This is a genomic window from Mucisphaera sp. (genome assembly GCF_965279675.1).
Classification (GTDB): domain Bacteria; phylum Planctomycetota; class Phycisphaerae; order Phycisphaerales; family Phycisphaeraceae; genus Mucisphaera.
Genome location: NZ_CBDIIJ010000002.1, coordinates 663,634 through 678,376, shown reverse-complemented (window position 1 = coordinate 678,376; position 14,743 = coordinate 663,634). Strand labels below are relative to the sequence as shown.

The window sequence follows — 14,743 nt, the reverse complement described above, 5'->3', positions numbered from 1 at the left end:
CTCGCAACTACCCCCGAATGACTCTAATCAAGCACCTCAAGATTAGACAGAAGCTCACCCAGCTCGCCCGCCGCCTTCTCGTCCCCCGCCGCCCGGGCCCGCTCGAAACCCTCCCGCGCCGCCGCCTTGGCTTCCTCTTCCTCCCCCAGCTCACTCAGCGCCTTGGCCTTCTGGAAGTAGGCGTAAAAGTAGTTCTGGTCAAGACCTAGCGTCTTGTCCAGCCAGATCACCGCGTCCGCCGGCTCGTCCGCCTTCGCGTGCTCCAACGCGATCCCATACGTCAGAAACGCGTCAAACGGGTCCAACTCGTGGAGCTTCTGCAGTTGGGCCATCCGGTCGCTCATGCCCGCAGCTTAACGACCCGCCGACATCCCACAAGTCCCTGATTTTGTTGGGTTTGCCGCCGGCTTCGCCGTCACGAACGACAGGTGCGGCTCGGCGATCGCCCAGATCAACAGCGCCCCCAGACCCGCCGAAACCAGGCTCAGCGACACATCCACCGCCGATCCAAACCCCTCCGCCCGCCAGAGAATCGCCAGCGACAACAGAAACAGCCCCGGCGCCAGCAACGCCACATAGCTCGGAACGGGCAGCAGACTTCGCTTCATCGTCCTTCCTTCGTCGCAGACCATGTCTGACTGTACCGGCGATCGGGGGTTCTGGCGAAGGTTTTTTGCGAGAAAGCGCAGCTTTTGCGCTCGTAGCCCGGGTTTGGAGGCGTTGGGTTGGCGACGTCGTTTGAGGGACGTGGGTTTTACCTGGTGCGGTGAACGTGATTTATGCTCGCTGGCGGGGCGGTCCGATAACCGCAGCATGCGTGTTGGCGTGATCAGCGATACCCATGACCGGCTGCCGACCTTTCGGCGGGCGATGGCGCTGTTTCGCCAGCTGCGGGTCGATGCGGTGTTCCACGCCGGGGACTTTGTGGCCCCTTTTGCGGCGAAGCTGCTGTTGCCCGAGCACAGTCAGCTGGGCGGGGTGCCGGTTCATTGCGTGCTGGGGAACAATGACGGCGAGGTGGCGGGGCTCAAGGCGATGCTGCCGCAGCTGGTGGAGGGGCCGCTGCGCGTGGAGATCGGCGGGCGGGTGATTGTGATGCATCACTTCGTCGACTGGCTCAAGCCGGCCGATGTGCGGGGGGCCGATATCGTGATCACCGGGCATACGCACGAGGTGGTGAACGAGACGGTGACGGCGGACGGCAGGCCGCGTCTGATGCTGAATCCGGGCGAGTGCTGTGGCTGGGTGAACGATCGGTGCACGGTCGCGCTGCTGGACACGGAGAAGCTCGAAGCGGAGATCGTCGAGGTTCATCCTTAGGTTCCTGAAGGATCGGTTTGGCAGGGGTCCCGGGGGCTTCGGATTTGTCTGTAGGGTTTGTGCCGATTTTGCGGGCCGGTATCGCGTCGTGGCGAAGGTGGGGGTGGATCTGGTCGATGCAGTGTCTGGTGGTGGGTAAGAAGGGTTTTTCGTGTGACGCGTCCGTCCGAAGAAGAACAGTTTCTGGATACGTTGCGCTTGCCGCCGGTGACGGTGGACAAGATTCTCGCGAAGCTCAAGGAGCGCGAGAAGATGCACGCCGGGAACGAGCAGCGGCGTCACTCGCGTCAGCCGCTTCGCGACTGCGGGTCGGTGCTGATGCGGATTGTGCATCCCGGGGGATCGACGGCGCAGTGCACGGTGCTGCCGAGGGACGTGAGTGTGGGCGGGATGAGCGTGCTGCACGGGAGCTTTCTGCACACGGGAACGAGGGTTCACGTGGGGCTGTTGAACGTCCAAGGAGACCGGCAGTGGTTTTCGGGGGTGGCGGTCCGGTGCAGCTACTTCGAGTCGCGGGTGCACGAGCTGGGTATCAAGTTCGACATGTCGGTGCCGATCCACGATTTTTTGCGGGCGGATGCCGATGGCGGTTCGGTTCGTCGGGAACTGGTGGGGAAGGTTCTGTACGTGGAGCCGTCGGTGGATTTCCGGGAGCTGCTTCGTTTTCAGTGTGCCAGGATGGGGGTGAACATCACGACCACGGAGTCGGGGGAAGAGGCCGTGGAGATGGTGGATCAGATCGATTTTGATGCGGTGCTCGTCGAGATGAAGCTGCCGGACCTGCCGGGCGAGGCGGTGATCGAGAGGCTGTCGCAGATCAGGCCGAAGCCGACGATCGTGGCGATGACGATGGATGACGATGATGGGATTGGGAGTGCGTTGCCGCCTGGGTGTGAGGCGATGATCCAGAAGCCGGTTCAGGAGGGTGATCTGTATCAGTTGATGGCGACGTTTCTGCCGACGGCGGACAGCATCAACTCGGGGGCGCCGTTGTGTTCGACGTACTGGTCGGACACGCAGCTTCGTCCGGTCATCTCCGCGTTTGTGGAGCGGCTGCCTGAGAGTCTGGATCTGATTCGTGATGGGTTGTCGGACCCGGACCCGGAGGAGCTTCTGGCCGAGGCTTTGCGGGTGAAGAACGCGGCGGGTGGGTATGGGTTCCCGTCGCTTGGCGAGGCGTTGGGCAAGCTGATCAAGGTGTTGCAGGTGGATGGGGAGCCGAGTGACCAGGCGCTTCGGAGTGCGTGGATGGAGGTAGAGCAGCTGGCTCGGTTGGCGGAGCAGTTTATGCAGGCTCAGGGCGGGGGTGAGGGCGCGGCGGGTGACGAAGGGGCGGTGGCGGCATGAGCGAGCAGGGCACCAGTGTGGGTCGGAAGTTGGCGGCGGATGGTCTGGCGGGGCGGACGGCGGTGCTGGACGGTCACGATCGGCTGGTGGGTTATGAGGTTGATGTGCGCGTGGAGGGGTCGGGGGTTGAGGCGCGAGCGCTGGCGTTGGTCAAGTGGTTTGAGGGCGCGGGCCGTGGGGGTTCGCGTCCGATTTTTGTGCGTATGAGTCGGCGCGAGCTGCTGGCGGGGATGCATCTGAAGCTGCCGGCGGATCGTGTGACGGTGTGTCTGCCGGGTGCGGGCAGCGGCTGCGATGAGGTGCTTGAGGCGTGTGAGACGCTGAAGGCGAAGGGGTATCGGCTGGGTTTCGATGGGTTTGTCGACAGTGCTTCGGCACAGACGGTGCAGCTGTTGGAGCTGGCTGATTTTGTGCGTCTGGATCTGGGGACGGCGACGAAGGAGGAGCGGCTGAGTTCGGTCGTGAGTGCTTTGAGCAAGTCGGGCGTGCGGGTGATTGCGCTCGGGGTGGAGGATCACAAGCAGCGGGCGCTGGCGCTGCGTGCGGGTGTGGAGCTCTGCCAGGGCTATTTCTTTTTGAAGCCGAAGCTGCTGCCGCGTGCCGAGGTGGAGACGGTGACGTTCAGCTACATGGAGCTGATTGCAAAGCTGAATGAGAAGGAGCTGGATTTCGACGAGCTGGCGGCGGTGATCAAGAGTGATGTGAGTCTGTCAACGCAGCTGCTGAAGTATCTGAACTCGCCGGCGGTGGGTTTGCGGGAGCATGTGGCGTCGCTGCATCAGGCGCTGGTGCTGCTGGGTGAGAAGGAGGTTCGGAAGTGGGCGTCGTCGCTGGTGCTGGACACGATGGCGAGTGGGCGGCCGAAGTATCTGTCGACGTTGTCGCTGGTGCGGGGTCGGTTCTGTGAGGGGCTGGCGGGGTTGCTGGGTGAGGGTGAGCGGAAGCTGGACTTCTATCTGGTGGGTTTGTTGTCGCTGTTGGATGTGATCACGCATCAGTCGATCGATGAGCTGATGATGGGGCTGCCGGTGTCGCGGTCGGTGCGGCTGGCGCTGCTGGGCAGTCGGAAGCCCATGGGTCAGGTGCTGGCGCTGACGCGGGCGTGTGAGCGTGGGGATGGGGTGGCGGCGTCGGGGCTGGCGGAGCGTCTGGGGGTGGACCCGGATCGGGCGCTGGCGTTGTATGGGTCGTGTCTGGCGTGGGGTGAGGGGTTGGATCCGGGGGTGGAGGCGAGTCGAGCGGCGTAGGGGATTAAGCCCTTCGGCGGATCAGTGCGAGGCTGGTGAGGCTCAGTAGGGCGGCGGTGGTGGGTTCGGGGATGGCGATGGTGATGGCTGAGGGGTCGAAGGTGAGGTTGGTGCTGTATTCGTCGCCGGCATCCAAGGAAATGTTGTTGGGGTTGCCCGAGTCAATGTAGACAGGGGTGTTATCAGCGTTGTGAATAGTACCGGAACCAGCCCTGAAACTAATAATTGGCGGATGAAAGCGACCGGTATTGAATTCTCGTGCATCAAACCGTAAGTGTGGACCCCAGTTTCCTCTCTGCCCACCAGTACGCGTTAGCTCATCGAACAGGAGACCGTCTGTGAGGTCAGCTGATCCAATCCGCATGCTAAAGCTACTGCCTTGCGCATAGAACTCCTCGCCGGTGATGTTGCGTTCGAGGCGGAAGGCGGGGAGGCCGGAGGGTGTGCCGGGTTCGAGGGTGCCTTCGACGAGGTAGGTGACGCGTTGGAGGGTGGGGTTGACGTAGAGGCGATTGGCTTCGAGGCGGGCGTCTACGACGATCTCGATCTGGAAGGTTTGGACGTCGCTGAAGCTGGGGGTGGTGGTGAAGTCGTCGGAGTTGAGGGTAATGGTGAAGGCGGCGTGGGCGGAGGAGGTGAGGGCGAGGGTGGTGAGCAGGGCGGGGGTGAGGCGGGTCATGGGTGGGTTCCGGAAGGGGGTGGGAAACTTTCATTGTAGGGGGTGATGCGGTGGGGCCAAGGGTTTTTGGGTGGTGCGGTGGCGGGTGAGGGTCGGGATGGCTACCTTGGGGCAGATTTGCGCGGCTGGTGCGCGGATGACCCCTGATTTTCCACCTTAGAGAGCGTTAGACCGCCATGCCGAAGCGGACAGACTTGAAGACCACCCTGCTGATTGGTTCGGGGCCGATTGTGATCGGTCAGGGGTGTGAGTTTGATTACTCGGGGACGCAGGCGTGCAAGTCGCTTCGGGAGGAGGGGTACCGGATCGTGCTGGTGAACTCGAATCCGGCGACGATCATGACGGACCCGGAGTTTTCGGATCGGACGTACATCGAGCCGATCACGGCGGAGGCGGTGGTTCGGATCATTGAGAAGGAGGCGTCGCTGGGGACACCTGTGGATGCGTTGCTGCCGACGCTTGGGGGTCAGACGGCGCTGAATGTGGCGTGCGAGTTGCACGACTCGGGGGAGCTCAAGCGGCTGGGGGTGGAGATGATCGGCGCTGACCGGGAGGTGATCTACCGGGCGGAGGATCGGCAGCTGTTCAAGGAGATTGTGGAGGGGATCGGCCTGAAGATGCCGAAGGCGGGGATCGCGCACACGATGGCGGAGGCGCGGGCGGTGCTGGAGGAGACGGGGCTGCCGGCGATCATCCGGCCGGCGTTCACGCTTGGCGGGTCGGGTGGCGGGATTGCTTACAACCTGGAGGAGTTTGAGGACATCGCGCGGCGGGGGTTGGATGCGTCGATGAACTCGCAGATCCTGATCGACCAGAGCGTGCTGGGCTGGAAAGAGTACGAGCTGGAGGTGATGCGGGATCGGGATGACAACGTGGTGATCGTGTGTTCGATCGAGAACTTTGATCCGATGGGGGTGCACACGGGGGATTCGATCACGGTGGCGCCGGCGCAGACGCTGTCGGACAAGGAATATCAGCGGATGCGCGATGCGGCGCAGGCGATCATCCGGGCGGTGGGCGTGGAGACGGGCGGGTCGAACATTCAGTTCGGGATCAACCCGGCGGATGGCGAGATGGTGGTGATCGAGATGAACCCGCGGGTGTCGCGGTCGTCGGCGCTGGCGTCGAAGGCGACGGGGTTCCCGATCGCGAAGCTGGCGGCGAAGCTGGCGGTGGGTTACACGCTTTGGGAGTTGCCGAACGACATCACGGGTCAGACGGTGGCGTGTTTCGAGCCGTCGATCGATTACGTGGTGACGAAGATTCCGCGCTGGACGTTCGAGAAGTTCCCGGAGTCGGATGAGACGCTGACGACGCAGATGAAGTCGGTGGGCGAGGCGATGTCGATCGGGCGGACGTTCAAGGAGAGCCTGCAGAAGGGCATCCGGTCGATGGAGGTGAAGCGATTCGGCTTCGGGCTGGACGCGAACGACAAGTGGCTGGCGGGGAGTCGTGGGAGCGAGGAAACGGCGGACGGGTCGGATGTGATCTGGCCGATCAGCGAGAGCAAGCTGCGGCGGAAGCTGTCGGTGCCTTCGCAGGGGCGGCTGTATTACGTGCGGTATGCGCTCAAGCTGGGTTGGGGGATCGAGAAGGTGCACGAGCTGTCGAAGATCGATCCGTGGTTCCTGGATCAGCTGGAGCAGTTGGTCCGGTTTGAGGATGTGTTGGCGGGTTATGAAGCGCTGGAGGATGTATCGAAGGATGTGATGTTCGAGGCGAAGCGGCTGGGGTATTCGGATGCGCAGCTGGCGAACCTGTTTTTCGGGGCGATCACGACGAGCAACATCACGGCGGTGCGTCGGGTTCGGGAGGTGCTCGGGGTGAAGCCGGTTTACAAGCTGGTGGATACGTGTGCGGCGGAGTTCGAGGCGGTGACGCCTTATTACTACTCGACGTATGAGCGGCCGATCAAGCATGTGGATGGCGAGGCGGAGGCGGAGGATGAGGCTCGGGTGACTGAGCGTCCGAAGGTGGTGATTCTGGGTGGCGGGCCGAACCGGATCGGTCAGGGGATCGAGTTTGATTACTGCTGCGTGCAGGCGGCGTTCGCGGCGCGGGAGCTTGGGTTTGAGGCGGTGATGGTGAATTCGAACCCGGAGACGGTGTCGACGGACTATGACACGTCGGATTTGTTGTTCTTCGAGCCGTTGACGCTAGAGGACGTGTTGAATGTGATCGAGCGGATCAATGGGGGACGCTGTGGGGATGAGGCGGCGGGTGATTTTGTGAAGGGGGTGATTGTTCAGTTTGGGGGGCAGACGCCTCTGAACCTGGCGAATGGTTTGCGGGCGTCGGGGGTTCCGATCATCGGGACGTCGGTGGACTCGATTGATCTGGCGGAGGATCGGAAGCGTTTTGCTGCGTTGTGCCGGGAGTTGGACATCAAGCAGCCGGACAACGGGATTGCGTTTGATGCGAAGGAGGCGGTGGAGATCGCCAATCGGATCGGGTATCCGGTGCTGGTGCGGCCGAGTTTTGTGCTGGGTGGTCGAGCGATGGAGACGGTGTTTGATGACGAGCAGCTGCGTTACTACATGCAGATCGCGATGGGGGCGTCGGATGTGGAGGGTCAGCCGATTCTGATCGATCGTTTCCTGGCGGATGCGATCGAGTGTGATGTGGATGTGGTGGCGGATTTTGAGCCGGAGGGTGAAAGCGATGCGGGTCGAGCGGTGGTATGCGGGGTGATGGAGCATATTGAGGAGGCGGGGGTGCATTCGGGGGATTCGGCTTGTGCGATTCCGCCTCACTCGCTGCCTGAGCGGGTGGTGGAGGCGCTGAAGGCGAAGTCGCGGGCGCTGGCGAAGGCGCTGCGGGTGCGTGGGCTGATGAATGTTCAGTGGGCGATTCGCCGGCCGGTGGAGGCTTCGGATGATTACGAGTTGTTCATCCTTGAGGTAAACCCGCGGGCGTCGCGGACGGTGCCTTTTGTGTCGAAGGCGACGGGTGCTCCGTGGGCGCGGATTGCGGCGAAGGTGATGATGGGCAAGAGCCTGGATGAGCTCGGGGTTAGGGAGATTCCGGAGCCGGCGCATACGGCGGTGAAGGAGTCAGTTTTCCCGTTTGCGAAGTTCCCGGGTGTGGATGTGATTCTTGGTCCGGAGATGCGTTCGACGGGTGAGGTGATGGGGATTGACGGGAGCTTCCCGCTGGCATTTGCGAAGGGGCAGATGGGGGCGGGGACGTTTTTGCCGACGGAAGGGAAGGTGTTTTTGTCGGTGCGTGCGGGTGATCGTCCGGCGGCGGCCCCGATTGCGCGGGCGCTGGTGGACTTAGGGTTCGAGGTTTATTCGACGAGTGGGACGGGGCGTTATCTGGCGGAGGCGGGGATCGGGGTGAAGGTGCTGAATAAGATTTCGGAGGGGCGGCCGAATGCGCTGGACCTGATTAAGAATGGGGAGTTGTCGCTGATTATCAATACGCCGACGCGCAAGGGTTTGAAGACGGATGAGGGGAAGCTGCGTTCGACGGCGGTTCGTTTCGGGGTGCCGATGATCACGACGGTGACGGCGGGGGCGTCGGCGGTGCAGGCGATTGGCGCGATGAAGGAAGGGAAGTGGGGGGTGGCGGCGCTGCAGGACTACTTCCCTGAAGGTGGCGGGTTTGCGGTGGGAGCCGGGGCTCAGAAGGTGTTGGAGTCGTCCTGACTTGTTGTAGAGATAGATGCGGGTTATTCGGGCTGGAAGTCACCTTGGGATTCTATGTATTCGGCATCTCCGAAGTCGAGTCCTGTGGGGTCGACGCCGAGGATCGATAACAACCCTGAATGGATGACGAACTGGCCGCCTGTGAGATAGAGGCCATCCTGTACTTCCTGCTGGTGGCGGATGATGAGGCCCTGTTTACAGACGGCGTAGCCGTTGTGGAAGAGGATGACGCGCCAGTCTGAGCCTGATTCGAGCTTGTGGGTTGTGATGAATCCGAGCCCACCGCGGCTGATATCCCGGTACTTGATCTCCATGGGATTGGGGTTGGTGTGGACCCGACAATTGGGGAGGAGGTGGGCGTCGCCACGTAGAACGACTCTCTGGAAGCTGCGGCGGGAAAAGACGTGATCGCCCTGATTGGCCTCGAGCTTCTCCAGGGCGTTGATGATCTTCTGGGAGCGGCTGTCTGCTGCCATGGGGTGCAAACCTCTTTCACTAACGAGGAAGGATCTCAGTTAGTCTTTTTATCGACACAGGCGCTCCAACAGGCAGTGTGCACTGCCAAATAACAGGAAAAACGTTGAGGCAGATTAATCTGTTGGCGGTCATGGCCTACAGCCGAACGTGTACGCATAAAAAAACCCGACGCGGAGCGTCGGGTGTGTGTTATTGCCAGGTCGACCTTTATTGGAACCAATGTAGATTCGGTTCTGTTTAATAGACCGGGGTGCCGGTGAGCCCGCTGGGGTTGGTGAGCATGAAGGCTCGGAGGAAGTCGTCGCGGAGCATGCGGATGTCCATATCCATGGTGCGGACGATGTTGTTGAAGTCCTGCTCGTCGGTGGTGGCGGTGGAGTCGAGGGTGGGGGAGATGTTCCGGCGGATGTCGGCGGAGGTGACGGGGGCTTCGAGGGTTTTGGGGCCGCCACAGCCGACGGTGAGTCCGGTGGTGGCGATGACGAGGGCCAGGAGGATTGCACGCATGATCGATCCTTACATGGTAAAGCCGAGGCCGACCGCCTCTTGCGAGCAGTCTACCGGGTTGGGGGCGGTTCTGACAAGGCTGGGGGCTGGCCGGCGGCCGGGGCTGGCTGGGCCGGGGTTATCCGGACCCTGACGGGGGTGCCTGGGGGTGGGATCAGCGGGAGATTGGGCTGGTAGGCCTGCTGGTCGTCGGCGGAGGTGGTGGCGGTGGGGCGGACGATGAGGTCGTCCCGGAAATTGACGAGGGAGATGAGGCTGCCCGAGAGGTTGGCGAGGTAGAGGGTTTCGCCGTTGTGTTCGATGGTTCGGGAGCCGGTGAAGAGCCAGCGGGTGTGTTCGAGGGTCTGGCTGGTGGGTTCGTGGATGATCCAGCGGCCGGCGGGGGTTCGGGTGGGTTGGGCGTCGGGGTTGTCGGGGTCGGGTGGGGTCAGGAGGGTGATGGTGAGGTCGGGTCCGGAGGGCGGGGTGGTGGTCCATTCGCCGGCATCGGTCTGGGTGAGGGTGGCGGGCTGGCCGGGTTCGAGGTTGAGCAGGAGGAGGGCTGCGTGGAGGTCGGAGGGTTTGACGTGGGTGGCGAGGAGGGATTCGTGCTCGCGGGTGTTGTGGGTGCAGGCGAGGAGTTCGAGCCATTCGCCGAAGGTGTAGAGGACCTCGCCTTCGTCGTTGGTGACCTGGCGTTGCTCGAAGACGACTTCGGCGTCGAACTCGACGATGGCGGCTTCACGGTCGATGCGGATGTGATCGGTGAGGGGGGTGAAGTCGGCGTGGAGGTTGGCGTATGCTCCGGTGAGGAGGATGCAGGTGAGACTGAGCGTTTTTGAAGCGTGCATGTTGAGGATGGTATGACGGATCAGGCGGGATCATCGGAGTCAGTGCCGGAGGGATCGGCGGAGCCGTTGCCGGTGGATGGGCTGACGTGGTCGGTCTTGCTGGGTGAGTGGGTGGCTTATGCGCAGGCGGCGGTGGGGCTGCCTGATGATTCGGAGGGCGGGCGTTGGCGGGCGTCGGTGCCGGAGGTGATTGGGTTGCAGGCGGTGTGGTTTGCGCTGGGGCAGTTGGATCGGCTGGCGGCGGATGAGCGGGCGCTGGGGGTGGATCGGGCGGGGGTGTTGATTGCGAGGCATCGTGAGCGGCTGGTGGCGGTCTGGGGTGAGGAGGGTTTGCCGGAGGGAATGAGGGAGCTGTTGGCGGATGCGGAGGGCGTTTGGCGTGAGCGGGATGGTGAGGTTCGGGGTGGGAGGTAGTTTGCTGTTGGTGGGTCAGGGGTTGAGGGCGGCGAGGTAGTGTTTGACGGTTTGGGTCATGCCGTGTTTGAGGGCGTCGGCGGTGAGCGCGTGGCCGATGGAGACTTCGGCGAGGGGTCGGACGTGTTTGGCGAGGTCGGGGAGGTTGTTGAGGTCGAGGTCGTGGCCGGCGTTGACGCCTAGGCCGAGGGCGTCGGCGATGTGGGCGGCGGCGGCGTAGCTGGCGAGCATGCGTTCTTTTTCGGATCCGCCTTTGAGGAAGCCATCGGCGTAGGGTTCGGTGTAGAGCTCGATGCGGTCGGCGCCGACGGCGGGTGCGGCTTCGATCTGCGCGGCGACCGGGTCGAGGAAGAGGCTGACGCGGATGCCTTCTTCCTTGAGTTGTTTGACGATGGGGATGAGTTTTTCGCCTTGCTTGCGGAGGTCCCAGCCGTGGTCGGAGGTTTTCTGGCCGGGTTCGTCGGGGACAAGGGTGGCCTGGTGGGGTCGGGCCTGGAGGACGAGCTGGAGGAAGTCGCCCTCGAAGGGGTTGCCCTCGACGTTGAGTTCCTTGCCCTGGTAGGCATCTTCGGAGCAGACGGCTTTGAGGAGGTGGACGTCGACGGGACGGGTGTGCCGTTGATCGGGTCTTGGGTGGACGGTGACGCCATGGGCTCCGGCATCGAGGGCGATGCGGGCAAACTCGGCGAGGTCGGGGACGTTGCGGTCGCGTTGGTTGCGGAGGAGGGCGACGCGGTTGAGGTTGACGCTGAGGCTGGTGGTCTGGCTCATGGTGGTCAGAGGGTTTCGTTCTGGAAGAGTTCGATGGACTCGCCTTCGGGTCCGGTGAAGAAGGCGATTCGGATGGGTACGGATTCGTCGGTGTTGGTGGCTTCGATGTTGAGGGAGCGTGGTTCCATGGTGATGGGGAATCCGGCGTTGCGGACTTTCTGGATGACGTCGTCGAGGTTGGCGCAGCGGAGGGCGATGTGGAACCAGGCGTCCTTGGTGGGTTCGGCGGGTTGGGGCTTGTCGGTTTTCTCGAAGAGTTCGATGTAGTTGCCGTCGCCGGTGTCGAGCATGGCGGCGCGGTTGGGGGCGTCCTGCCAGGTGATGCGAAGGCTCATGCCGAGGAGGCCGGTGTAGAAATCGACGGCCTTGTCGAAGTCGCGGGCGAAGATGGCGACGTGGTGGAAGCCGCAGTTGCTGATGGTGGGGTTGGTGTGTTCGGGCATGGGATTCTCTATGGCTCCGTGGGTTGGAGGGTGATCGTACACTGGGCGGTATGTCAGAGGATGCTGGAGATCGGCCGAAGGTTTCGCTGGTGATGGCGGTGTACAACCGGCGTGACTATGTGGCGGAGGCGCTGGATTCGATTCTGGCCCAGACGTTTGAGGATTGGGAGCTGATTGTCTGGGACGACGGGTCGACGGATGGGTCGAGCGAGATCGCGAGGGGGTATGCGGAGCGGGATGAGCGGGTGCGGTACGAGCGGTGGGAGAATCGGGGGATGTATTTCGTGCTGGAGCGGGCGTTGGCGGAGGCGAGGGGTGCTTATCTGGGGTGGGTGGACTCGGATGATCGGTTGCTTCCTGAGGCGCTGGCGCGGACGGCAGCGGTGCTGGATGGGCGGTCGGAGGTGGGGATGGTCTATACGGATCACGTGGAGATCAACGAGGCCGGGGCGGTGCTGGGCAAGGGCCGGCGGTGCGGGATTCCGTATTCGGCGAATCGGCTTCTGCGGGATTTCATGACGTTTCATTTCCGGCTGATTCGGCGGGAGGCTTTCGAGTCGGCGGGCGGGATCGATACGAGTTTTAACTACGCGGAGGACTACGACCTGTGCCTGCGGTTGTCGGAGGTGGCGGAGGTGGTGCATCTGGCGGAGGACCACTATGCGTATCGGGTGCATGGTGACAGTATTTCGCAGGGGATGCGGCTGGGTCAGATCGAGGGGTCGGCGACGGCGGTGCGGAAGGCTCTGCGGCGGCGGGGTCTGGAGGATCGGTATGCGTTGGACGTAGAGTTGGTGCCACGGTTTCATATTCGGAAGCGGTCGTGATGGTCGTGGGGGGCTGGGATCGGCTAAGCTGGAGATTCTTGCAGGAGGTTTGCGATGTCGTTGCTTGCAGAGACCTTGCAGAATCTGATTGACCGGCAGCGGACCTCGGTGTCGGAGATTGGTGAGTTGGCGGGGGTGTCGCCTTCGACGGTCTATCGCTGGCTGGGCGGGCAGAGTCGGCCGGATTTTGATTCGATCCGGTTGCTGCTTCGGCATCTGCCGAGCAAGGATGCGCAGGAGGCGTTGCTGTCGGTGTTCGCTGGCGGGACGCAGTGGCAGTTTCTGCGGGTGGATCAGGAATTGGATTACAACCAGGATGGGCGGGTGGATGTAAAGGATGCGGTGGATGCGGCGATCGCGAGTGTTCGTGATGCGGCGGACACGCTGGCGAGGCTGAGCACGTCGGGGACGGAGTTGCCGCCTAATGAGGAAGTGGTGGCGGTTGTGGCGCGGCTGCAGGCGGTGGTGGGGAGCTGCACGATTGCTCAGCGGGTGTTGACGGAGCTTGCGGACCAGCGGGCGAGGTCGCGGCCTGGGGGGTGATCGTTCAGGCTGGGACCGGTTCGGTCTGGCGGGTGGCGGCTTGTTCGAGGATGGCTTTGCCCGTGACGAGGAAGCCGGAGATGGCGACGTAGAAGTAGCCGGCGGCGAAGAGGATGAGGAAGGGCAGGCCCATCCAGGCGTTCTCGAGGGTGAGGAGTTTGGTGATGCAGGCAAGCATGTAGAGGGCCATCGCTAGTTCGATGAGGCTCATCACGGGGATGAAGCTCGGGAGGTCGGCGGGGCGGAGGTTGCGGAGGGCGAGGCCGAGGTTGAGGGATTGGTCGGGGTTGTCGCCGTATTTTTTGGTGCGGACGAAGGGAGAATCTTTGCCGGCAAGGGCTTCGAGGACGCCGAGGGCGTTGTAGAGGGAGATGCCGACGCCGACGGCCATGAGGACGGGGACCATGAGGGCGGTCTGGATGACGGAGCGCCGCTGGGCCCATTGGGAGGCGAGGTAGAAGAGGCCGGCGGAGGCGGTGCCCATGCCGAACATGGAGAGGCCGAGGAGGGCTCCGGAGAGGGGGGTGTCGCCGAAGGGATTGACGTTGATGAGCAGGGTGGGGTAGATGAGCAGGGCGAAGAGGGTGATGAAGAGGTAGACGACGGGGCTGGTGAGGTGGAAGAAGGCCTCGGATTTGATGAGGAGGGGGAGGTCGGAGCGGAAGATTCTGGGGAGGAGTTTGATGGCGACCTGGATGGAGCCCTTGGTCCAGCGGAACTGCTGGCTCTTGAAGGCGGTGATGTTGGGGGGGAGTTCGGCTGGGCAGGTGATGGCGGGTAGGTACTGGAACTTCCAGCCTTTGGATTGGGCTCGGTAGGAGAGGTCGACGTCTTCGGTGAGGGTGTCGTGCTCCCAGCCGCCGGCCTCCTCAATGGCGGCTCTGCGCCAGATGCCGGCGGTGCCGTTGAAGTTGATCCAGGCCCCGCCACGGTTGCGGGCGGTGTGCTCGATGACGAAGTGGCCATCTATAAAGACGGCCTGGCTGCGGGTGAGGAGGGAGGCTTGGCGGTTGAGGTGGGCCCAGCGGGTCTGGACGAGGCCGATCTGGGGATCGGCGAAGTAGTGGATGGTTCGTTGGAGGAAGGAGGGATGGGGGACGAAGTCGGCGTCGAAGATGGCGATGAGTTCGCCGGTGGCGGTCTTCATGCCGTACTCGAGGGCTCCGGCTTTGAAGCCGACGCGCTGCGGTCGTCGGATGTGGGAGATGTTGATGCCTTGGGCGTGGTGGTGCTGGACGATCTGGGCGACGAGGTCTTCGGAGCCGTCGTTGGAGTCGTCGAGGACCTGGATCTGGAGGAGGTCGGCGGGGTGTTTGAGTTGGCAGGCGGCGTCGATGATGCGTTTGGCGACGGCGCCTTCGTTAAAGAGGGGGATCTGGATGGTGACGGGTGGGAGGGTTTGGAGTCGTCCGGCGGGGCGGTTGTTTTTGGTTCGGTGGCGGGCGAAGAGGATGACCATCCAGTAGCGGTGCAGGCCGTAGAAGCAGATCACGGCGATGACGAGGAGGTAGATCGTCATGAGTGAGGTGGCGACGAGGGTGGATGGGGCGTCGGCGGCGGAGGCGGCCTGGGCGGTGAGGGGCATGGGGTCTCGCAGGGGTTGGGTCCAGATATTGCGGTGGTGGTGTGTTTGTCAGCGACATGGTGTGCCCATGCGTGGATGGGTTGGGCCTTGTCTGTTTGGGTGG

16 protein-coding genes are annotated in these 14,743 nt (G+C 63.0%); 7 read left to right on the top strand and 9 right to left on the bottom strand.

Features of this window, described 5'->3' with window-relative positions; all coding sequences use genetic code 11:
- Positions 1–23 precede the first annotated feature (23 nt).
- Positions 24–344 (bottom strand): hypothetical protein, encoded by a 321-nt coding sequence (locus tag ACQZAB_RS03040; protein WP_428386967.1) that lies wholly within the window; start codon positions 342–344, stop codon positions 24–26.
- A 9-nt stretch (positions 345–353) separates the two neighbouring features.
- Positions 354–608 (bottom strand): hypothetical protein, encoded by a 255-nt coding sequence (locus ACQZAB_RS03035; protein WP_428386965.1) that lies wholly within the window; start codon positions 606–608, stop codon positions 354–356.
- 205 nt (positions 609–813) lie between these two features.
- On the opposite strand from ACQZAB_RS03035, the gene ACQZAB_RS03030 reads away from it, so the two are divergent.
- The 3 genes from ACQZAB_RS03030 (at position 814) to ACQZAB_RS03020 (ending at position 3,914) form a co-directional block, all read left to right on the top strand.
- Complete coding sequence (locus ACQZAB_RS03030) at positions 814–1,320, top strand: metallophosphoesterase (RefSeq protein WP_428386963.1); 507 nt, start codon at positions 814–816, stop codon at positions 1,318–1,320.
- Between the two features lie 153 nt (positions 1,321–1,473).
- On the top strand, positions 1,474–2,667 hold the full coding sequence (locus ACQZAB_RS03025) for a response regulator (protein WP_428386961.1): 1,194 nt from the start codon (positions 1,474–1,476) through the stop codon (positions 2,665–2,667).
- Positions 2,664–3,914 carry an EAL and HDOD domain-containing protein gene (locus ACQZAB_RS03020; RefSeq protein ID WP_428386959.1) on the top strand — a complete coding sequence of 417 codons (1,251 nt, stop codon included), beginning with the start codon at positions 2,664–2,666 and terminating at the stop codon, positions 3,912–3,914. The genes ACQZAB_RS03025 and ACQZAB_RS03020 overlap by 4 nt, the downstream gene beginning before the upstream one ends.
- 4 nt (positions 3,915–3,918) lie before the next feature.
- On the opposite strand, the gene ACQZAB_RS03015 is transcribed toward ACQZAB_RS03020, so the two are convergent.
- Positions 3,919–4,593 carry a hypothetical protein gene (locus tag ACQZAB_RS03015; RefSeq protein WP_428386957.1) on the bottom strand — a complete coding sequence of 225 codons (675 nt, stop codon included), beginning with the start codon at positions 4,591–4,593 and terminating at the stop codon, positions 3,919–3,921.
- Between the two features lie 176 nt (positions 4,594–4,769).
- Between ACQZAB_RS03015 and carB the strand changes: the two genes are divergently transcribed.
- Complete coding sequence (carB, locus tag ACQZAB_RS03010; protein WP_428386955.1) at positions 4,770–8,243, top strand: carbamoyl-phosphate synthase large subunit; 3,474 nt, start codon at positions 4,770–4,772, stop codon at positions 8,241–8,243.
- A gap of 23 nt (positions 8,244–8,266) precedes the next feature.
- On the opposite strand, the gene ACQZAB_RS03005 is transcribed toward carB, so the two are convergent.
- From ACQZAB_RS03005 to ACQZAB_RS02995, 3 genes are all read right to left on the bottom strand, one after another.
- Positions 8,267–8,719, bottom strand: a complete 453-nt coding sequence (locus ACQZAB_RS03005) for a hypothetical protein (protein WP_428386953.1) — start codon at positions 8,717–8,719, stop codon at positions 8,267–8,269.
- 238 nt (positions 8,720–8,957) lie between these two features.
- Positions 8,958–9,227: a hypothetical protein gene (locus tag ACQZAB_RS03000; RefSeq protein ID WP_428386951.1), complete on the bottom strand. Its 270-nt coding sequence runs from the start codon at positions 9,225–9,227 to the stop codon at positions 8,958–8,960.
- A gap of 50 nt (positions 9,228–9,277) precedes the next feature.
- Positions 9,278–10,057 (bottom strand): YdjY domain-containing protein, encoded by a 780-nt coding sequence (locus ACQZAB_RS02995; protein WP_428386949.1) that lies wholly within the window; start codon positions 10,055–10,057, stop codon positions 9,278–9,280.
- 12 nt (positions 10,058–10,069) lie between these two features.
- Here ACQZAB_RS02995 and ACQZAB_RS02990 point away from each other — a divergent pair, with 12 nt between their 5' ends.
- Entirely contained in the window at positions 10,070–10,471 is a 402-nt protein-coding gene (locus ACQZAB_RS02990; protein WP_428386947.1) for a hypothetical protein, read from the top strand.
- A gap of 15 nt (positions 10,472–10,486) precedes the next feature.
- On the opposite strand, the gene ACQZAB_RS02985 is transcribed toward ACQZAB_RS02990, so the two are convergent.
- Together ACQZAB_RS02985 and ACQZAB_RS02980 are read right to left on the bottom strand one after the other, a co-directional pair.
- Complete coding sequence (locus tag ACQZAB_RS02985) at positions 10,487–11,242, bottom strand: pyridoxine 5'-phosphate synthase (protein WP_428386945.1); 756 nt, start codon at positions 11,240–11,242, stop codon at positions 10,487–10,489.
- Between the two features lie 5 nt (positions 11,243–11,247).
- Positions 11,248–11,685 (bottom strand): VOC family protein, encoded by a 438-nt coding sequence (locus ACQZAB_RS02980; RefSeq protein ID WP_428386943.1) that lies wholly within the window; start codon positions 11,683–11,685, stop codon positions 11,248–11,250.
- 50 nt (positions 11,686–11,735) lie between these two features.
- Between ACQZAB_RS02980 and ACQZAB_RS02975 the strand changes: the two genes are divergently transcribed.
- Positions 11,736–12,512, top strand: coding sequence for a glycosyltransferase (locus tag ACQZAB_RS02975; RefSeq protein ID WP_428386941.1), 777 nt, complete (start codon positions 11,736–11,738; stop codon positions 12,510–12,512).
- A gap of 54 nt (positions 12,513–12,566) precedes the next feature.
- Complete coding sequence (locus tag ACQZAB_RS02970; protein ID WP_428386940.1) at positions 12,567–13,055, top strand: helix-turn-helix domain-containing protein; 489 nt, start codon at positions 12,567–12,569, stop codon at positions 13,053–13,055.
- A 4-nt stretch (positions 13,056–13,059) separates the two neighbouring features.
- Here the strand turns inward: ACQZAB_RS02970 and ACQZAB_RS02965 are convergent, their stop codons facing one another.
- Positions 13,060–14,640, bottom strand: coding sequence for a glycosyltransferase (locus ACQZAB_RS02965; RefSeq protein ID WP_428386938.1), 1,581 nt, complete (start codon positions 14,638–14,640; stop codon positions 13,060–13,062).
- Positions 14,641–14,743 lie beyond the last annotated feature (103 nt).